This window comes from Brevibacillus daliensis (assembly GCF_021245735.1).
Classification (GTDB): domain Bacteria; phylum Bacillota; class Bacilli; order Brevibacillales; family Brevibacillaceae; genus Brevibacillus_B; species Brevibacillus_B daliensis.
Window position 1 is genome coordinate 119629 of the sequence record NZ_JAJISB010000004.1, and the last position, 21781, is coordinate 141409.

General features: G+C 43.6%; 12 protein-coding genes. 9 read left to right on the forward strand and 3 right to left on the reverse strand.

Going from position 1 to position 21781, the window contains the following annotated elements:
* Positions 1-290: 290 nt before the first annotated feature.
* Positions 291-1217: an EamA family transporter RarD gene (rarD, locus tag LM917_RS06435; RefSeq protein WP_232696670.1), complete on the forward strand. Its 927-nt coding sequence runs from the start codon at positions 291-293 to the stop codon at positions 1215-1217.
* A 168-nt stretch (positions 1218-1385) separates the two neighbouring features.
* Positions 1386-2420 carry an ABC transporter substrate-binding protein gene (locus tag LM917_RS06440; protein WP_232696671.1) on the forward strand — a complete coding sequence of 345 codons (1035 nt, stop codon included), beginning with the start codon at positions 1386-1388 and terminating at the stop codon, positions 2418-2420.
* Positions 2421-2477: 57 nt separating this feature from the next.
* Here the strand turns inward: LM917_RS06440 and LM917_RS06445 are convergent, their stop codons facing one another.
* A complete protein-coding gene (locus LM917_RS06445) occupies positions 2478-2792 on the reverse strand; it encodes a DUF4870 domain-containing protein (RefSeq protein ID WP_232696672.1) in 315 nt (104 codons plus the stop codon).
* 147 nt (positions 2793-2939) lie between these two features.
* Here LM917_RS06445 and LM917_RS06450 point away from each other — a divergent pair, with 147 nt between their 5' ends.
* Positions 2940-5243 carry an immune inhibitor A domain-containing protein gene (locus LM917_RS06450; protein WP_232696673.1) on the forward strand — a complete coding sequence of 768 codons (2304 nt, stop codon included), beginning with the start codon at positions 2940-2942 and terminating at the stop codon, positions 5241-5243.
* Between the two features lie 247 nt (positions 5244-5490).
* Here LM917_RS06450 and LM917_RS06455 read toward each other — a convergent pair whose 3' ends face one another.
* A complete protein-coding gene (locus tag LM917_RS06455) occupies positions 5491-5577 on the reverse strand; it encodes a putative holin-like toxin (RefSeq protein WP_255667972.1) in 87 nt (28 codons plus the stop codon).
* Positions 5578-5970: 393 nt separating this feature from the next.
* Between LM917_RS06455 and cyoE the strand changes: the two genes are divergently transcribed.
* Both cyoE and LM917_RS06465 read left to right on the forward strand, forming a co-directional pair.
* Entirely contained in the window at positions 5971-6915 is a 945-nt protein-coding gene (cyoE, locus tag LM917_RS06460) for a heme o synthase (RefSeq protein ID WP_232696674.1), read from the forward strand.
* A 149-nt stretch (positions 6916-7064) separates the two neighbouring features.
* Positions 7065-7958 (forward strand): COX15/CtaA family protein, encoded by an 894-nt coding sequence (locus LM917_RS06465; protein ID WP_232696675.1) that lies wholly within the window; start codon positions 7065-7067, stop codon positions 7956-7958.
* Between the two features lie 556 nt (positions 7959-8514).
* Here LM917_RS06465 and LM917_RS06470 read toward each other — a convergent pair.
* Complete coding sequence (locus LM917_RS06470) at positions 8515-9063, reverse strand: GNAT family N-acetyltransferase (RefSeq protein ID WP_309241936.1); 549 nt, start codon at positions 9061-9063, stop codon at positions 8515-8517.
* Between the two features lie 167 nt (positions 9064-9230).
* On the opposite strand from LM917_RS06470, the gene LM917_RS06475 reads away from it, so the two are divergent.
* Genes LM917_RS06475 through addA form a run of 4 tightly spaced genes read left to right on the forward strand, consistent with a single transcriptional unit; the run spans position 9231 to position 21578 of the window.
* Positions 9231-10481: an exonuclease SbcCD subunit D gene (locus LM917_RS06475; RefSeq protein WP_232696676.1), complete on the forward strand. Its 1251-nt coding sequence runs from the start codon at positions 9231-9233 to the stop codon at positions 10479-10481.
* Positions 10478-14137, forward strand: a complete 3660-nt coding sequence (locus LM917_RS06480) for an AAA family ATPase (RefSeq protein ID WP_232696677.1) — start codon at positions 10478-10480, stop codon at positions 14135-14137. Before LM917_RS06475 ends, LM917_RS06480 begins: the two co-directional genes overlap by 4 nt.
* A 33-nt stretch (positions 14138-14170) precedes the next feature.
* A complete protein-coding gene (gene addB / locus LM917_RS06485) occupies positions 14171-17629 on the forward strand; it encodes a helicase-exonuclease AddAB subunit AddB (protein ID WP_232696678.1) in 3459 nt (1152 codons plus the stop codon).
* On the forward strand, positions 17619-21578 hold the full coding sequence (gene addA / locus LM917_RS06490) for a helicase-exonuclease AddAB subunit AddA (RefSeq protein ID WP_232696679.1): 3960 nt from the start codon (positions 17619-17621) through the stop codon (positions 21576-21578). The genes addB and addA overlap by 11 nt, the downstream gene beginning before the upstream one ends.
* Positions 21579-21781 lie beyond the last annotated feature (203 nt).

Sequence of the window (21781 nt, forward strand, 5' to 3'; positions counted from 1 at the left end):
CATATCTGCAACAAGATTCAAAGTAACACCTTCATTAGTTAACCGAACCTTCCCTTTATACTTTTACTTTAGGCGAGCCCCAGTGGCTCGCCCTCTTTTTTTTGTATTAAGACTTACATATAATTTCTACTATAGTGGCAGGCAGAAGAAGCTGGTTTTCTCCACTATGGCTGGAAGAAGACAATTTTTTTAGCGGGAGAAAGTGTAAATGAAGGGAACAATTCCTTTTAAAAATCAAAATATTCTTGTATGATTAGGAGCAATTCTATAAGAAAAGAGATGGGGAGATCATGCGGAGTGAGCAAAGATTAGGGATTCTGTATGCAATAGCTGCATATGGAATGTGGGGGTTCTTACCGATTTATTGGAAAAGTCTTAGTTACATCCCGTCCGATGAGATTTTGGCACATCGCATCTTCTGGTCGTTTATTTTTGCAATAATATTGGTGTTTGCAAGTAAGCATAGTAAGCAGGTGGTGGGGTTTTTAAAAAATCCAAAGAGCTTGCTGCTTTTTATGATTGCGTCAATTTTGATTAGCGCAAACTGGATCATTTTCATATGGGCAGTTAATTCTGGTCATATCGTGGAAACGAGTCTTGGTTATTATATCAATCCGCTTCTTAATGTGGCGCTTGGTATGCTCTTTTTTAGGGAGAGGCTAGATTTTTGGCAGATTGTTTCGCTAGTGTTTGCAGCTGTTGGAGTTCTCTGGATGGCAACCAACTTCGGACAGTTTCCGTGGATTTCACTCTCTCTCGCACTGACCTTTGGCATTTATGGTGTTGTGAAAAAACTAATTCAAACAGATTCCATTACGTCTCTTACGCTGGAGACTATACCGGTAGCTCCTATTTCGCTTGTCTACATAATCTTTTTGCAGAGCCAAGGAACAGGATCTATTGGTGAAGTAAGCATATGGACAGATGTTTTATTAATTGCCTCAGGTATAGCGACGGGTTTGCCACTACTGGCATTTGCTTCTGCAGCACGAAGAATCCCACTCTCCATGATGGGCTTCATCCAATATCTCGCACCTACGATACAGTTAGCAATAGGTGTGCTTTTATATAAGGAATCATTCACGAATAGTCACATATTAAGCTTCGCCTGCATTTGGGTAGCGCTTGCTTTATATACATTTTCGCGAACACCGATTATGCAAGCCTGGCAGCCTGCGTATTTTAAAAAACATATAGAAAAATATAACAATCTCTAGTCAGTTATGAAAAAGATTATGAAGCTTTGTGCAAAGTTTTCAGTAATTAGAATTATTTGAAATTAACATTTACAGTTTATTCAAAATGGGCTATTGTATACAAAAGAAATATTTTGTAAGGCGATAGAGAGATAAGATGAGTGAGAGAGAGTATGGGGGAGAGTAGAGATGAGAAAAGGATTAGGACTTTTACTAGCTTTAGGAATGACGTTTTCATTAGCAGCTTGTGGTGCGCAGCAGTCTGCACCAAGTACCTCAGCAACACCAGCACCAGCAACGACTGAACCTACTAAACAGCCAGAAACAAAGGTATTTAAAATCGGGATATCCCAATTCGTCCAGCATCCGTCACTTGATGCCGTGCAAAAGGGAATCGTTGATGGTCTGGCAGATAACGGGTTCAAGGATGGTGAGCAGATCGAAATTGATCTGAAAAATGCCAACGCTGAAATGAATAACACGATTACCATTGCTCAGAACTTTGCCGGAGACAAAAAAGATTTGGTCGTCGCCATTGCAACCCCATCTGCACAAGCAGCAGCTAAGTCGATCACAGATGTCCCACTCGTTTTTAGTACGGTTACAGATCCGGTTGCAGCAGGACTGGTAACAAGCATGGAAAAACCGGATAAGAACATCACGGGAACCTCTGACAAAATGTCTATGGAAACGCAATTAGAACTTATTAAAAAATTTATGCCCGAATTGAAAAAGGTAGGAGTTATCTATACCACCTCAGAAATCAATGCCCAGGTGCAAGTGGAAGATTTGAAAAAGGCTGCACAGTCAATGGGAATTACAATTGAAGAAGCAGGAATAAGTGCTCAGACCGAAGTGCAATTAGGAGCCCAATCCTTGCTAGCGAAAAAGGTAGATGTGATTTTCATCCCAATTGACAATACTGTTGTTTCTGCTATTGAAGGTGTGCTAAGTGTTGCAGAGAAGGTGAAAGTACCTGTTTTTGCATCCGATACCGGTTCTGTTCAAAAGGGAGCGGTAGCCACTTACGGTATTGATTACTACAAAATGGGCAAGCAGACTGGGGATATGATCGCCCGTATCCTTAAGGGTCAAAAAGTTGCTGATACACCAGTAGAAATTGGAAAAGATACTGAGCTTACGATTAATGAGAAGGCAGTTCAAACCTTTGGACTAACGATCTCAGAAGAATTACGAAAAGAAGCAAAGGAAATCTTGAAATAATAACAACACAAAAGCCAGTGATCTCAGGCAGTATTGAGGTACTGGCTTTCCATTTTTTTAGGATCGAATCATACGGCTTATTATTGGATAATTGTACGTTCTTCCCTCAATCGAATACCATATCCCCATAATGGGACAGATGATTGCGGCAAGACTGAAAAAGATAAGAAAGGGGATTCCGATGAGAATAAAGGAGAACAGGGCGGAAAGGAAGATCAGGATACTTATCAGAATGTGAAAGAGAAGGGCTTGTAGGGCTACGTTTTTCACTATGGTGTCAACTGCTAGAATCCATACAATCAGAGGAATGAGAATAGGCATAAAAAAGGTGCTTGCATGACACAACAGTTTAAGGACTTGATTGGTATCCAAAGGAAACACTCCTTTTTTTTCGATTAATATTATTTTAAATAAGAGAAAATATGGTAAAATAAAATATAATTTTGTGAAAAATGAGAAAAATAGCAAGTTTTTAGTTTTTATTTTTAGGAAATAGTGGGGGGAAAGGAAGAGTAGAATATGAGAAAAAGTAAAGTAATGTCATTGTTTCTAATCACGGCTCTCGTAGCAGGCTCAGTTACAGTGGCACCAGAGCTGGGGGAAGCAAAGACAGGAAACGAGTTAAAGAAGGAACGTGAGAAAAAGCAAAAGAAATCGAAGCGAGGCGAGAAAAAGGATTCGAACAATCATTCTGTCGATAAGGCTACCATTAACTTGGAACGCTTGGCAAAAAATCTAAAAGCTCGCGGCATCATTGATGAAGATGCTGAGGGAGAAAAACTACAAGCAGCACTAGATGATTACCTTGCTAACAAAAAAGTACCTCAAGGTAATGACACATCCACTACATTTGGTGCCAAAATGAGAATGAGTCAGGAAGTAGCGCAAGAAGAAGCAGTGGCGAAAGTGGCGGAATATTCAGATGGTAAAAAACGTTCCAAGGATGATCCGTTTACGGATAACATTGTAGTAAGTCTGATTGAGTTTCCTGACTTACCGCGTAATCAAATTGAGAAGCAAAGTGACTCCATTTGGCTATCAGATTTTAACGAAGAGCATTATGAAAAAATGTTATTTTCTCCTTCTGAGTATACGCTGCCAGACGGGGTAGAAATGACTACCATGCGTCAATTATTTGAAGAACAATCAGGTGGCACATGGTCAGTTGATGGGGTAGTAACTCCTTGGCAAGTAGCTAAGAAATCTTTTAGCTACTACGGTGAAAATTACAAGGGTGATGATTCTAATCCACGAGAACTTGTTATTGAGACCTTGGAGCAAGTGGGTAAACTGATAGAAGGCAAGGAAGATCTGTACGATCAACGTGACCCATATGACATGGACGGGGATGGAGATTTAAATGAGCCAGATGGATACCTTGATAATCTGATGGTTGTTCATGCTGGAATTGGTGAAGAAACTGGGGAAAACGATGATGCGATCTGGTCTCACCGCTGGACGTTGGAAGAGCCAGTCGAAATACCTGGAACTAGTTTACTTGCCTATGATTATATGATTCAGCCAGAAGATGGAGCATCCGGCGTGTTTAGTCATGAGTACGGGCATAATTTAGGATTACCTGATTTATACGATACTTCATCCAATGATAATAACTATGACTCTCCTGTAGGCGCATGGTCGCTGATGTCATCTGGAAGTCATACCGGCTATGTATTCCAAACGCAACCAACTGGTTTTGACCCGTGGTCTAAGATGGTATTGCAAGAATTATATGGTGGCAATTGGGTTGATCCAAAAGTAATTAATTTCAGAGATACCAAGAAGGCAAGACAATTTGAACTAAATCATGCAGTTGATAAAGATGCGTACGGGAAATTATTAAAAATTAACATGCCTGACGTAGAGGTTGAGCCCGGAACAAAACCAATCGGTAAAAAGTCGTATTATTCTGATATGGGAAATAGCATTACTACAAGCATGATCTCTAAAGAGATTGACTTAACAAACGCAAACTCAGCAACGTTAACATTCGACAGCTGGAGAGACATTGAGGAAGGCTACGATTTTCTTTACCTAGATGTCATTGATGTTGAAGCAGATGAAGTTGAAGAGCTTTCAACCTGGAGTGATGTAACTGATGAGTGGGTAGAGGAAGAGTTTGATCTGTCCGACTACGCAGGGAAGAAGCTTGTGCTCGAATTTACCTACTATACAGATGTAGCGGTGGCGCATGAAGGTGTTTATTTGGATAACATTGTTGTAACGGCTGATGGACAAGAAATATTTAAAGACGATGTTGAAAGGGATTCGCTTTTTGAAACAGATGGATTTTCTGTTTTTGATGGAACGGGTAAGGAATATCCTGCTTTTTATCTGGTAGAGCTTCGTTCCCATAAAGGTGTAGACGCGGGACTGAAATATTTCCGTCGTGGTGATACGTACTTTACTTATGATCCAGGTATGGTGATTTGGTATTACGATGGCGGATACGGCAGAAATGAAGATAACAATACAAGTAATCATCCAGGATATGGAATGCTTGGAGTAGTTGATTCTCATCAAAAAGTTGCTTATTGGAATGGAAATGAGGATTTACCTGCTGACTCCCGTTACCAAGTGAGGGATGCCGCATTCAGTCCTAAAAAAACGAGAAGCTTGAGCCTTAATTATATTTTCGGGACATTAACGGGAAGATCAGAAAAAGGTGTCACCTTATTCCGCGATAAGGATGACTTTACGATGCCTGGTCTGCCAGAAGTAGGAAAAGTTTTACCGGAAGTAGGATTAATGATAGAACTAATTGAAGTAGATGACGATTTTAGAAACGGTGTTATAGAAGTCAGTCGAAAACGCTCCAAGTAGGACAAGTAGTTAAAATGTTGTCACAAAAAACTGAAAAAGGGGTTTCATCTCCTGAATCTTTTGTGATAACATATGAATTGTTGGGAATAAAAACCTGTTTCGACAGGATATGACAAAGTTATGATATGTAAAATAAAAAACCGCAGGTGCGGCAATCACCTGCGGTAATACAGCCAATAGTCGTCCTGATGGGGCGGCCGTTTGGTACACCATGACCACTGCTCTGTATCTTCAGACAGAGTGGTGGTCATTTCCTTTTGGCAGAGGCGGTCAGTAAGGCTATGATGAGTGACCCAAACGTGATCATCAACGACAAGCCTTCATAAACTGACATATGCCCACCCCCCTTCTTTGGGGAATATGGCCAACCTCACCGAATGGATTCACTATTGTGCTTGAGTACTATTATATCATGAGAATTTCCTTTATTGTATGAAATTGTAAAATGTAATGAATGTTAGATTAAAATTTTTTATGTTTGGTAGCTGACACATTAGATTCCAAGAAAAAGCAATGTGCAGAAATGAATATAATTACTTTTCTTGAGTTGACTGAAAGATACGACTTTAGCTACAATGAACTCGACTAGACTTATTATGTAAGATTTTTCACATTCTGATGATAGTGTGATTTTGGAACTGAATAAATCTTCTCCATCAGTACTAATTTGCTATGGAAAATAGATCAATTTCAACGAACAAATTCAATATTGGGAAGGAGCATAAATATGGAACATGAGGTGGGCTTAAAAGACGCTAGAACCTCATTCCTTGAGGATATGGATGACCTAAACATTGAAGAGCAACGACGATCTGCCACATTATCTGATTTTGTACAACTAGCTAAACCAGGTATAATCATTTCCAACCTGCTGACAGCATTTGCCGGAATATGGCTTGCTTCGAAGGGTTTTGAGAATTTTAATTTTCTGTTGACGATTTATACCTTGGTTGGTACTTCCCTTGTGATTGGTTCTGGAGCGGTTCTAAATAATTATATTGATCGGGACCTTGATTCCAAGATGGGACGTACGAAAAATCGTGCTCTTGTAACGGGAGTGATTCATCCCACAACAGCATTGGTCTACGGTATCGTCTTATTACTTATTGGATTAACTCTTCTGAACTTCACCTCCAATTCGTTAGCTGCCGTTTGTGCATTGATTGGACATATTTTTTACGTGTTAATCTACACTCCTATGAAACGCATTAGTTCCTTAAATACAGTAGTTGGTGCTGTTTCTGGAGCGATGCCACCGTTAATCGGGTGGGCTGCGGTAAGTAATGATCTTCCATTAGGTGCATGGATTCTTTTCTTAATTGTTTTCTTATGGCAGTCGCCACACTTTTTAGCGTTAGCGATGCTGAAAGTAGAGGATTATCGTGCAGGTGGCATTCCGATGTTACCAGTTGTTCGTGGCTTCTATGAAACGAAACGCCAGATGTTTTTCTGGGGTGCAGCACTTCTTCCTGCATCACTCTTTCTTTTCTTGTATGGGAATGTAGGAATCTTTTATTTCATAGTGGCTGCTATCCTTGGAATTGTGTACATCGTATTGCTTTTGCAAGGATTTAACACCAAGGATGATATCGCCTGGGCGAGAAAACTGTTTGGATACTCACTCATTTACTTGACAGTAATGTGTGCAGCCATGATTATTAGTGCTATCTAATCGAAAAACCAAGATTTTGGATTTTTACCAATTCTGCAACACATTTGTCAGGGAACATCCTCTTGCCAAGCAGGGGATGTTTCTTTACTGTTAAGATAGTGTGTCTTTTTATTCAGAAAAGTTTTGTAAAATACAAAAGAGGTATACGAATGGAGAATAATGTAAAGCGTTTAGCGATTGCCTCCACAGTATTCATGTTTATCGTGATGATAGCCGGGTCACTCGTAACAAAAACGGATTCGGGGCTAGGCTGTGGTAATGATTGGCCATTGTGCAATGGAAAATGGGTACCGTCCTATGCATTTGATTCAATAGTTGAGTATACTCACCGTCTTACTACAGGTGTGGCGGGGATTGTTGTCATTGCTTTTTCTTTATATGCCATTAAGATATACAAAAAGAATAGGGAAGTTCTGGGGTTAGCTTTACTTGGAATTAGTTTTATTTTGGTTGAATCTGCACTTGGAGCTTCTGCTGTTATCTCTCCACAATCATCCCCAGTACTAGCGCTGCACTTTGGATTTTCACTACTTGCTTATAGCGGTGTCTTCATGCTCACCATGTATGTGATGTTGAAGGATAAGATGAAATCGCTAGTGAAGGCCTCTGTATCAAAAGGGTTTCGAAATTTTGTACTATTTATCTGCGTGTACGCTTACGGTGTTATTTATCTGGGTGCGTACGTGCGTCATACAGGATCAAGCATGGGATGTACGGATTGGCCACTTTGTAATGGGGAGATCATTCCTCCACTAACGGGTCAGACTGGAATCCAGTTTATGCATCGTGTGGCAGCTGCACTCTTATTGGTTTTTATTATCATACTGTTCATTCATGTAGTACGCCATTATAAAGAGTCGAGACGAGACATGTATATTTGTAGTCTGTTATGTCTGATTCTTGTCATTTTACAGATTTTTAGCGGAGGGCTGGTTGTTTTTGCGAAACTGCAACTCTATGCGACTCTTATACACTCTGCAATCATTACAATCTTATTTGGTATACTGACCTATTTAGGGTTGCAAACATTAAAGAAACCGTGAATAGGATGAGGACCTCAACTATAGAGGTCCTCTTTTTGTGGACTTTAATTGACTACTGTAGTGGTCGCGCAGAAGAAGCACATTTTTTGCTTACGAACTCGTTAAGGTCCCGCAAGGGAGCGAATACTCTCCGCTACACAGTAAAGAGTGCGGAAAGTGCAAAAAGAAGCCATTCTACGAAGTGTCTCATGGGTTGCACTTTTTAATCCGCACTCTTTGCTGTGTAGCTAGGTTGGACCTTAAATAGTTCTGAACAAAAAATGTGCTTCTTCTGCCAAGTGTTGTAGACGATAAAAAAGCTAGAATCAAAACCAAAGACATGAAAAACCAGCTTCTCTTTTCACACAGAGCGTCTTGGCGAAGCCCGACCCAGCGGAGTATTATTCATCGGGAAAAAGAAGCGAACCCCAGCAAGTCTTACAGTGAATACATCGTTGAGAGCTTCCCCGACGATTAGTACGTAGCGGACAGTTTAACCCCTTGCGGGGCGAAGACCCTAAGCGAAGGGTGAAAAGAGAAGCTGGTTTTCTCCACTGAAGTAGGATCAAGACGAACTTCAAAAATCCTTGTACTCTTCTTGTAATATGGAATAAATTTTGGTGTCACGTAATGTTCCTTTGATGAGAATGTTTTTTCGAAGGGTCCCTTCATGTACCATACCTAATTTATGAATGAGACGCTCGGAAGCATGATTACTTGATTCACATTTTCCCTCAATACGGGCAAGGCCCAGTTCTGTAAAAGCATACCGTATGATTTCTTTGAACGCTTCCGAGATATATCCGTTACCGCGATATTCGGGATTGATGACAGAACCAAGCGACGCGCTCCGATCTTTTAGAGAGTAGTTAAACATGCCAGCGACTCCGATTATTTTCCCAGTCTCTTTTAATGATACCGCCCAGATAAAGGATTTACCCTCAACGGAATCGGCAAGCTTTTTTTCCAGATACGAGACGGTTTCTGATTTTGATACATGGACTTCACGGGGAACATGGTCCGTTGTTTTTTCATTGGAAAATATCTCAAATAAATCGTCCACATGATGCATGGAAAGATGGAGGAGCATGAGTCGTTTTGTAATGAGAACAGGATAAGTATTCACGTTTGGCGTCAAACTCCTTTTTTTGATAATTTTTTCTATTCTCTATTCTATGTATAACATAGCTACAAGATATCATGAACCAAAACTTTCATGCTGGAACCAGGTCGAAGCAGTTGCCGCCATCTGGTACAATGAAAATAGAACAAATGATCGATTGAGGTGGAAGCATGCGTATTTTACATACTGCTGACTGGCATTTCGGGAGACTGCTCGAAGGTCGGGATAGACGGACAGAACAGGAAGCCTTTGTAGAAGAATTATGTCAAATTGCGACAGAGAAGCAGGTGGATCTGGTATTGATAGCTGGAGATATCTATGATTCTGTTAATCCGCCTGCGTGGGCAGAGGAATTATTTTATCATGCCTTGGAACGTCTTTCTGATGAGGGGAGACGTGGAGTGGTTGTGATTGCGGGGAATCATGATCAGCCAGAGCGAGTAAGAGCGGCATCACCGTTAGCGACAAAGCATGGCATCGTTTTGCTTGGGCTACCTAAAGAAACCCCATTTATCAGTGAAGCGCATGCATCAATAGATAAAGTAAGAATCATGAAAGCGGGACAAGCGTGGTTGGAGATGGCTATTCCCGGTGTAGAGCATCACGCTGTTATTTTAGCGTTGCCATACCCTTCAGAAGCACGGTTAAAAGAACTGATTAGTGAGAGCTTAAGTCAGGAACAAATGCAGGAAGCGTTTAGTGAACGGATAAAAGGGTTGTTTGACGACCTGGAAGGACATTTTCGTGATGACACGGTCAATCTGGTGACCAGTCATTTATTTGCCATGGGAGGAAGTGAAAGTGATTCAGAGCGTCCGATTCAGATTGGAGGAACGCACACGGTTTCCCTTCATGCTTTTCCCAAAAAGGCTGATTATGTGGCGCTAGGCCACTTACACCGCTTGCAAAAATTATCAGATTCCCCGCTCATTCGATATAGCGGATCGCCTCTTGCTTATAGTTTTTCTGAAGCGGGACAAAGCAAGGCAGTAGTATTGATCGAGATTGTTCCGGGAGAAGAAAAGAAAGAGGAAATCATTTATTTGCAAAGCGGTCGCCCACTGGCACGTTGGAAGGCGACTCAAGGTATAGCTCAAGTAGAGGAATGGTTAGCGGAAGGAAAGGATGCTAACGCGTGGATTGATTTAGAGATACACGTTACGGATACCATTGACCCGGCTGAGTTTCAGCGAATTCGCAAATTAAGTGATCAGTTTGTTAAAGTCCAGCGGGTACGTATCGCTTTGGAAACAGAACAAGTAACAGAGCAGGAAAAGCGGGAGGAGTTAGGTCCTGTTCAGCTGTTTTGTAACTTTTATGAACGAAAACGAGGAACTACACCAGACGATACTGTCATTCAGCTTTTTTCCAGACTCATGTCGGTAGAAGAGAAAGAGTCAGAAGGAGGAAGGGACGAATGAGACCGATTGAACTAAAAATGTCTGGATTAAACAGTTATCGGGAATTGCAGGAAATAGATTTTGAGACTTTATGTGAAGCGGGATTATTCGGGATTTTTGGACCCACTGGGAGCGGGAAATCGAGTATTCTCGATGCGATTACCCTAGCGTTATACGGACAGGTGGTACGGACTGGTGGGGGATCACACCCGCAGGAGGTCTTAAACCAACTGGAATCTACGCTGTATGTCTCGTTTACATTTGAACTGGGACAAGAGCAAAATCGCACGAGATACACGATTGAACGAGAATTCGGCCTGACCAAGGGTGGAAATAGAAAGCAACCAGAGGTACGACTGATTGAACGAAGTAAGGTAGAAGACATCCCGGATCAGGTGCTGGAATCGAAAGCAACAGCGGCAACAGCAATGATCGAGCAGTTGATAGGGCTGACCATCCATGATTTTACCCGAGCAGTAGTCTTGCCACAAGGACAGTTCTCCAAGTTCCTGACCCTAAAAGGCAGTGAAAGAAACGAGATGCTGCAACGGATTTTTCACCTGCATGAATACGGGGAAAAGCTCATGCAAAAAGTGAAAGGCCAATTGGAGCGTAACAAGCAGACCATTCACCAATTGGAAGTGGAACAGGCTCGTTTAGGAGATGCGAGTCAGGAAGCGTTGGAACAGGCTCAGAACGAGGCAGAACAGTTGGAGAACCAGATACAGGAAATAACGGTTCGTTTTGAAGCACTAACACTTCGTAAAAAAGAGTGGGAACAGATCAGACAATGGCAAATGGAGCGAAATGACGTCCAAAGCCAATTGAACCTGCTTTCCGAGCGTGAAGAGGAAATGATTGCACGTAAGCATGAGATAGCCAATATTGAAACAAGTCTAGCACTCTGGCCGTTTTTTAGCAGGGAGATTCAATTGCAGCAGGAATGGCAGGAGACGGAAGGGCGGTTGCTCAGAACGAGGGAAGAGAGAAAGCAGGTCCAGGAAAAATGGGAACTGGTAGAGCGAACATCTCTTGAAGCGAAGTCTAAGCTACGCCAGGAAGAGCCAATACACTTAGAGCGGAAAAGTGAATGGACGCAGGCACTGGAATGGGAGCGGGAAATGGCTCAGCTTTCTTCTCAGCTTCAGCAGGTACAGAACGAACAAAATCTGTTACAACAGAAGTTGAACCAGGCAGATCAAGAGTACAAAAAGCTGGAGCAGGAACGACTAGAGGCAACAGCTGTCCTGAATAAATTAGATGAGGAATGGCACCAATCTGCAATGAGTGTGGAAGAGAGAAAATCGATTCGCACTATGTTGCAGGCGAAGCAGCTATGTGATCAGGAAAACACTCGGTTGCAGGAAACAGAGAAAGAATGGCAGGAAAGTCAGGAAAAGCTGAATCAGGGATTGAAAGCTCTTGCTCAGCATGAAGTGGCATTTGCTGGAGCAACCGGGCTAAGAAACGAGCTGGAGCAAGAGATCGTGCAGCTCACGAAGCTTGATTTTTGGAGTGAAGAGGAAACGGGTCAGGCAAGGGAAACCCTGGTCAAAGTAATGGGTATTGGAAAAGAATGGCGCGATCAGGTCAAGGCAAAGACAGATTGGGATGTACGCTGGATTGATACAGAAAAGCTCCTTCATACAGCTATCCAGATTACAACGGGGAAAGAGACAAGTGCAGTACAGGCAGAAGCTAATCGCAATGCTTGTAAAGAACAGCAAGATGCTTGGACAGTGAGATGGAACAGCTGGCAAAAAGCAAACATGGCACATGCGCTACGTAATGAGTTGCAGCCTGATCACGAATGTCCTGTCTGTGGGTCCTTGCACCATCCTTTATCCGAGGAACAACATGAGGATACACAGCCAATTGGGAATGTGGAGAATGAGGAAAAAGAGCTGACGCTAGAGAAGGAGAAGCTGGAGCAAGCTCTGATAGAGGCGGAAAAAATTCTTCGGACAGCAAGTGAAGATGTGCAGAAGGCAAAAGTGGATCTCGCACAAATCGGACAGAGAAAAGAGATGCTACAGGAAGAGCAGGCAGGGCTGGTTACGCGTAAACAAGAGATACTTAGCCAGTTACATGAACTAGGGGAAGAATGGCGTGTTTCCTCTATTGAAGGACTTGGCATTGCCTATAAACAGTGTGACCAGCAGGTGAGGGAACAGACAGAGTTACGCACACGTCACTCCAAAAAAATGGAGGAAAAACAGAAAGAGCTTCGCCACAAACGTGACGATGAGCTGGAGAAAAAAGCAGAGTGGGAAAAATGGAAGAGCTGGGCAGAGGGACAGCGTGAGCAAGGTGAGAGCATAGCTACCAGATTAGAGATGTCCCGACAATCAGCCCTCCAGGCAAGTAATAAGCTTAATCAAGCACGTGGCGAAATTGGTATAGAGCAGATTGAAAGTCTGTTTCACAACATGGAGCAACTGGAGCAACGTCAAGAGGAATTACGTCGTCTGCGTCTTGCGCAGGAGCAACGTCATCAAGAGCTGCAAGCTCTCATCCAGACTAAGAAGGAAGAATGGTCTCATTTACAGGCTCAAAGTATTGCCTTGCAAGAAAAAGTGCTAGATCGTAAAGAGCAGTGGACCAAGAAGCAGGAACAATGGCAAAAACGTACAGGTGGAGAGTCGGCTGAGGTGCTGTTGAAAAAGGTGAATGAGGCGATTGCTGATCTGCATCAGCGCTCAGAGCAGGCTGAAAAAGAGATGCATCAGGTTGCTTTAGAACGACAACAAATCATGGAGACAGCCGTTGCACTAGAAGAAACATACGGACGCTTGGGCAGACAAACCAAAGAGGCAGAAGCTGAAATGGAGCAGGCGTTAGCAGAAGCAAGGCTAGTCGATCGTAATAGCGTACAAGCTTACTATAATTTGAGACCACAACTTACTACATTCAAAGCTGATGTAGAAGCATATATGACACAATTGACAGAAGTAAGGTATGCACTGACACGGTTGGAAGAACGTCTGGACGGGCGGGAAGTCAAGGAAGAAGAGTGGCAGGAGTTGCTAATCGTTTGCACAGGAGACGAAGAAGCGCTGACACAAATCAGAGAGAGCAGTACCCTTGCGAGAGAAAAGGTTATGCAGCTAGAGAAAAACCATGAACGCTGGCAGTCTATGACACAAGAAATGACAGAGGTTACCGACGAACAAAGCAGATTGGATGAACTACGGAAGCTTTTTGAAGGTAAGGCATTTGTCCAATATATTGCCGAGGAGAAAATGACAACCATCGCCAGAGATGCCTCGTATCATTTAGCTCGTATGACAAAGGGTAGATATGCACTAGAAATCGGAGACGGTGGAGAGTTCGTCTTGCGTGATGAAGCAGCAGGTGGAATGAAGCGTCCTGTACAGACATTATCTGGTGGAGAAACGTTCCTTACTTCACTGGCGTTGGCTCTGGCATTATCGGTAGAAATCCAAATGCGTGGCGGTCGCCTGGAATTTTTCTTCCTGGACGAGGGATTCGGCACATTAGATTCGGAACTGTTAGAGATCGTGCTAGATGCGTTAGAAAAATTACGGATGGACCATTTTACCATTGGATTAATCAGTCACGTACCTGAATTGAAATTACGCATGCCACGAAGATTGATTGTTACCCCAGCAGAGCCAATGGGAGCAGGAAGTAAAATTACGCTGGAAGTAGAATAAGAACGTATGAATCTAGAATAGGGGGGAGATAGCGTGGCATTACAATTTTACCTGGGTCGGGCAGGAACAGGAAAAACAGAAAAAATCCTTTCTCAGATACAAGAGAAGTTACGAAATGATCGTAAAGGAGCACCCCTCATCTATCTGGTTCCTGAACAAGCCACCTTTCAGGAGGAGCATAGGCTGGTAACAACTGCTGGTTTTACCGGTCATATTAGAGCTCAGGTGCTTAGTTTTGGGCGTCTCTCCCATCGCATTCTGCAAGAAGTAGGGGGACTTACGACGATCCCGATTGATGATCGAGGGAAGCAGATGGTGCTTCGCCTTTTGTTGGAACGCAATCAGGAACAGCTAAAGGTGTTTAATCGTTCTGCCTTGCAACCTGGCTTCGCAGGTGAACTGGCGCAGATGATCAGTGAATGTAAATCATATGGCGTTTCGGTAGAGCAACTAGAGCAGCTAGATATTCAGAATGCGACGTTAGAAAACAAGCTTCATGATCTGCTCTTACTCATGCGAGCCTATGAGGAATATCTTACAGATACTTATTTTGATAACGATGAATTATATTCGATTGTGGCAGAGCGATTAGCAGAATCTAATTTTATTAAGGATGCAGAGATCTGGCTTGACGGTTTTAGTGGTTTTACGACGCAAGAATATAAGCTGATTGAACAAGTAATGCGCTGTGCCAAGCAGGTTACGATTGCACTCTGTTTTGATCCAGATGATAGAAACAAGCCTATTGACGATCTTTCCTGTTTTTATCCTGTACACGATACCTATGAGAAGCTGAAAGAGATTGCTACACAAGCAGGAATTCCGATTGATGAGCCGATTATATTTGAAGACAAGCTGCGTTTTGTTGATAGTCCCTGGCTATCTCAGGTGGAGGAATCCTATTTCCACTGGAAAAAGCCCGGAACCCTTCCTTCACCTAGGCAAGAAGATGAAGTGGTGATGATATCTGCCGCCAATCGACGTGCCGAGGTACAAGGGCTAGCACTCTATATGCTTTCACTGACTCGTACAGAAGGGTATCGTTATCGAGACATGGCTGTATTGCTCAGGGACATGGAGCCATATGCGGATGAGATTGCCAGTACATTCACGGAATACGGCATTCCATTCTTCCTCGATCAGAAGCGTAGAGTTACGCACCATCCATTAATTGAGCTGATTCGTTCGTCATTAGAAACCGTAACAGGAAACTGGCGATATGACGCTGTTTTTCGGGCGTTGAAAACAGACCTTCTCTCACCGATAGATATCTCTCACAGAGAGTCTCGCAGCGAAATTGATCTGTTAGAGAATTACGTGATTGGCTACGGTATTCATGGAGGTTACTGGTCCCAGTCAGATCCTTGGAGTTTTCACGGTGATCAGGCTCTTTATGAGGAGATCGGTAGAATCAGGGGTCGTTACGCGACGCCATTACAGGAGTTCGAACGAGAAATCAAGCAAGCTTCTAAGAAGAATACCAAGCATATGGCTAGCGTACTTTATGATTATTTGCTAGCTCTTCAGGTACCGCAAAAGCTGGAAGAATGGCAGAAACAGGCTGAGCAGGATCATGATCTAGAAAGCTTCCGAGAACATGAACAAGTATGGAATGATGTCATGGAGCTACTCGATCAGGTTGTGGAAGTGATGGGTGAAGAAAAGCTGGATGTAGCGATTTTTTCCAAAATCATGGAAACGGGTATGGAGAGTATTCGTATGGGATTGGTACCACCAGCGCTTGATCAAGTGTTGATTGGTTCCATGGAGCGTTCCAGACAACCAGATGTAAAAGCACTCTTTATTCTGGGGGCAACAGAGGGCGTGATTCCGCTCCGTCCTAAAGAAGAAGGCATTCTGAGCGAAACAGAACGAGACAAGCTGGAGAATGTAGGAATTGAGCTAGGTCCTAATGCCAAACGTAAGCTGATGAGCGAGCAATATCTGTTGTATCGGGCACTGACACGTGCATCCGAGCGATTATGGATTAGCTGTCCGCTAGCAGATGAAGAAGGAAAAGCATTGCTACCATCAGGACTTTTCAATGAGATGAAAAAAACACTGCCTGGACTAACATTAGGGTACTTTCATAATGAACCGACGTCGGAGCCGGATCGGGACATGATCCTGTTGGGGCGTCCACGCCAAGCTTTCCGCCATATGCTAACGCTGGTGCGACAGGTGAAAAAGGGGATCGCCCTACCTGCATTCTGGTGGGAAGTGTACGACTGGTATTTGCAGCATTCAACAGATGAAAAGCGAGAAAAATGGCTACTTTCAGGGCTTCACTACGAGAACAAAGCATATCCACTTTCCAAAAAAGTAAGTAAGCGGTTGTACGGGGAAGAGATTCGGATGAGTGTTTCGAGACTGGAAAAGTTTCAGGCATGTCCGTACTCCCATTTTGCCTCACATGGGCTGAGGCTGATGGAGCGACAACAATTTCGACTGGAACGTTTTGATGTAGGTGAATTGTTTCATGCCTCATTAAAATTGGCAGTAGAAGAAATGAACAAGCAGCAGCTAGATTGGGGTCAAATGAATGAGACTTCCAGCATGAAGCTTGCTGATCATGTCGTAGAGGAATTGGTCCCTCAAACTCGCAGTAGTATTTTGGCTCGCACTGCGCGTTATCGCTATGTGACTGGTAAGCTGAAACGAGCTGTTGGACGAGCAATTACGGTACTAGGTGAGCATGCGAGACGGAGCCATTTTGCCCCGATTGGTCTGGAGATTTCATTTGGACCTGGTGGGGAAATACCAGGAATGACTATAGAGCTGGAAGACGGAATGCGCATACATCTATTGGGCAGAATTGATCGGATTGATCAGTCGCTCGATACCGAGACCAGCTATTTGCGAGTAATCGATTATAAGTCAGGTCCGAAAGCATTAATTCTCTCAGATGTCTGGAACGGTCTTAATCTTCAGTTGCTCGTTTATCTCGATGTGGCGGTTACCAATGCAGATAAATGGCTGAATAAAGAGGTAGAGGTAGGCGGGGTCTTCTACTACCAGGTAGCTGATCCGTTTGTTAGTGCCAAACAGCTGCTTACACCTGATCAGGTTGCCAAAGAACGTCAATCCAAGCTGAAAATGAAAGGCTTGATGCTGGCTGATCCTGAACTTGCTCGTCTGATGGATAATGAGACTGAGACAGGAACATCAGATTTATTGCCATTTGGTATTAAAAAAGATGGGGAGTTCACTAGCTATTCTTCAGTTGCCTCGCGTAAAGAATTTGATATTCTACGCCAATACGTACGTGGCAGTATCAAGAAGCTGGGACGACGTCTGGTGGATGGAGATATTAGTATCGAGCCTTATTTACAAGGACAGATGAACGCATGTCAGATTTGTTCGTATCGTTCCGTCTGTCAATTCGACCAGTTGCTGGATGGAAACCAGCCTCGACTTATCACTAGAAAAAAGGATCAAGAGGTATGGGGATTAATACGTCAGGAAATGGGGGAGGAGAGTCATGAACAGTGAGACACCGCTTGTGAAGCCAAGCCATTGGACCGATGAACAATGGCGAGCAATTATTGAAAAAGGGGACAATTTACTGGTGGCTGCCGCTGCTGGATCAGGAAAAACCTCCGTTCTGGTCGAACGTATTATCCGGCGAATCTCTGACCTGGTTGAACAGGTCGGGGTTGATCAGCTCTTGGTTGTTACCTTTACGAATGCGGCTGCTGCCGAGATGAGACATCGAATTGGGGATGCCTTGAGAAAAGCATTGGAGGGCGATCCAACCTCTCCGCATCTGCGGAGACAACTGGCGATGCTTCAACGTTCGACCATTACCACGTTACATTCTTTCTGTCTCGGAATTCTTCGCCAGTATTATTACATGGTGGAGCTTGATCCCAATTTTAGAATTGCTGATCAGATGGAAGCAGAATTGTTGCGCCAAGACGTACTGGAGCAACAATTTGAGGAATGGTACGAGGAGGATGAACAGTTTGCAGCCCTCGCTGATTTATTGGTTGAAGGTCAGGACGATGCTGCACTATTGGGGCTATTCATTAAGCTGTATGACTTTTCACGGAGCCATCCCGATCCGGATAGATGGTTGAGGAATGCAGCGGCTACCTTTAGCCAGACACAACTGGATACCGTAAGTAATTCACTCTGGATGAATACGATGCTTCAGACGATCTCGCTGAACCTCGTATCACTTGAATCAGATATTCAGAACGCAATTCAATATGCTGATATGCCTGATGGTCCTGCTGCTTATATCCCTCTCTTAGAGCAGGAGCTTGAGATGATTCAAAAAGCAAGAAAGTCCGCCTTGGAAGGATGGCAATCGCTGGATCAAAGCATGCGAGCCATCAAATTCGGTCGCTTGCCTGGGGTAAAAGGAACAGATGAGATACGAAAAGCGCAAGTACAGAAGCTACGTAACGGTGTGAAAGAAAAAGTGAAGAAGATCATGGAAGAGTATTTCAGCATGTCGGTGGAGCAATACGTAGAGGATTTACAGCGAATGGCTCCGTACATGGAAACTCTTTCGCGCTTAGTGATCCAGTTCGGTCAAGCGTTTCGAGAGGCTAAACAAGAGCGTGCCATGGTCGACTTCAGCGATCTGGAGCATCTTGCTCTACGAATCCTTTTATCGGAGCAAGAGGATGGACAGCGAGTGCCTTCTTCAATCGCTAGAGATTTGCAGGAACAATTCGCAGAGGTACTAGTAGATGAATACCAGGATATTAACCTGGTTCAGGAAACGATTCTTACCCTTGTATCTCGTCAAGAGACAGAAGAGGTAAAGGCGAATCGTTTTATGGTAGGGGATGTAAAGCAGTCCATTTATCGATTCCGTTTGGCAGAACCGAAGCTTTTTATGGATAAGTATCGTGACTACGTTACTGATGAGGAGCAAGATCCGTTTGCCCCACCTCCCGCTGAAGATCGACTGAGAGGTAAACTGATTAACCTGGCAGCCAACTTCCGCAGTAGAAAAGAAGTGGTGGATGCAGTTAACTTTTTGTTCCGAATGATCATGACACCACGGGTAGGGGAAATAAATTACGATCGCTCGGCGGAATTAATTGGGCGAGCAAGCTATCCGGAGATAGAACCGGAGCAGTTGGCTGTTGAGCTTCATTTGATTGATCGAGCAGCTAGTGGCGATAGTGAAGATATAGATGGTAATGGGGCCCTTACCGAGGCTTCTTTTAGCTCTATTAGTGAAGGTGATGGAACACAATCTACTTCTCAGGATGGTTCAACAGACCTCTTGCAAGCAACTGAAGAAGCAACAGCTGCACAACTGGAAGCAAGATTGATTGCAAAACGGATCAGGGAGTGGATGGAACCAGGTGTAGGCGGACAACCACTGCTCGTTTTTGATAAAAAAACACAGGGGATGCGACCAGTTGAGTACAGAGATATCGTTATTCTACTGCGGGCAACAGCCGGATGGGGTCAGGCTATGGCAGAAGAGTGTAAACAAGCTGGCATTCCCATTTACGTAGAACAGAACAACGGCTATTTTTCAGCCAATGAAGTGGATGTTGTTCTTTCTCTCTTGCGAATTATTGATAATCCCAAGCAGGATGTGCCATTAGCCGCAGTTCTTCGATCACCTATTGTAGGATTGAGAGAAGAAGATTTAGCAAAGCTTCGCATTCAAACGCCTACAGGCCCGTTTTATCAAGCAGTTGAGCAATATGTAAGTACAACTGAAAGCGAAGTGGATGAGAAAATTCAACGTCGACTACGCCGTTTTTACCATCTGATTGACGGGTGGCGTAGTAAAGGCAGACGCAGTTCAGTATCTGAGCTGTTATCAGATATCTATGCCGAGACCGGTTATGTGGACTATGTTTCCACTTTGGGGAATGGCGCGCAGAGACATGCCAATTTACGTGCGCTCTATGATCGTGCGAAGCAATATGAATCAACTACGTATCGAGGTCTGTTCCGCTTTTTGCGCTTTATCGATCGGATGAAAGAACAGGAGAGTGATCTGGGAGAAGCACGGACGATCACTGAGAGTGAAAACGTAGTTCGATTGATGACAATTCACAAGAGTAAGGGATTGGAGTTCCCAGTTGTTTTTGTGGCAGGGATGGGTAAGCAGTTTAATCAAAGTGATCGTCGTGGACAGTTCCTGCTTCATAAAGATTTGGGATTTGGACCGCAAGTGGTAGACCCTGACCTTCGTTTGCGTTATCCGAGTCTAGCTTATTTGGGCATCAAGCAAAAGCTACAGCTGGAAATGCTGGCTGAAGAGATGCGAATTCTTTATGTTGCTTTAACTCGTGCCAGAGAGAAATTGATTCTACTTGGATCTGTTAAAGATCTAGGCAAAACAGTAGGTGCATGGTGCGACCAAGAGACAGGGAACGGAGCGCTTGCCGATCAGGATTTGGTTCAAGCAACCAGCTACCTTGATTGGGTAGGACGAGCACTTCTTCGTCATGCACGTGCAGACATTTTGCGAGATTTGTGTCCAGAGGATAAGGCGAATGTTGCCGTTCCGATTGTCAGAGATGAATCTATCTGGAAGTTCCATTTCTACCAGCCTAGCGATTTGTCGCGAGAGGAGATAGAAGAGGTTTGGAATGAAGAGGTATACATCTCACTGCAAAGAAGGGAAACAGTAGCAGGCCGTCCGGAAGCACCTGAATGGCGGGAGAACATTCATCAGGCACTCTCCTGGAGCTACTCTCATCAGGGTGTTACTGAGGTGGCAGCCAAGTGGAGCGTGAGTGAATTGAAGAGGTTGACCAATCCTGTTGAAGAAGCTCAGGTGATTGATTGGTCTCGAAAAAAGGGAAGGGGACTTGCCTCCATCACACGAAAGCCTCGATTCATAAGTGAGGCTTCTGAGATGGCTCCTAGTCGAAATTGTGCATGTACCCGTGCAGAAATCGGAACCTTTACGCATCTGGTCATTCAACATCTTACGCTCGATGGACACCTGGATGAAGCAGATATTCGAGAACAGATGGATAAGATGGTTAGAAGACAGCTACTGGTGCAAGAGGCGGTCGAATATATCCCTGTTGCTTCGATAGCTAGGTTTTTTGAGAGCGAACTGGGGCAGAAAATGCGATCAGCAACAGAGGTATATCGAGAACTTACGTTTACGTTCTCGCTTCCATTATCAGATATTCAGAATCGCTTGGGGAATATGGATGATACTCTTCTTACGTCCACAAGTGTGCAAGAGGAAGATCGAGTAGTAGTACAAGGGATTATTGATTGTGTGTTTATCAATGATCGCAATGAAATTACCTTACTAGATTTTAAGACTGATCAACTGTCTGATAACCTTGAGGAAGCGAGTCAGATTCTGCGTACTAGGTATCAGAAACAGCTTGCCTTATACGCACAAGCACTGAAAGCAAGCTGGGGAATTGATCAGGTAGACCGATCCTATTTGGTTAGTCTATCAGCAGATGTGACGGTGCTCGTGACGACGTAAGTAAACAAAATTAAAGAAGGGTAGGTTCTCAAGATTATATGTTCTTGAGAATCTACCCTTTGTTCTTTTTTAGTAGGAAGTTTTTCTAGTAGGAAGTGATAGATCAAGTATGTTTTAGATAAGAATCAGCTTGATTGCCATTTTATTCAGTTGCCGCATTGCCATCTCCTGCTCTGATATTGTGATCCTTTATTTGAGAATAG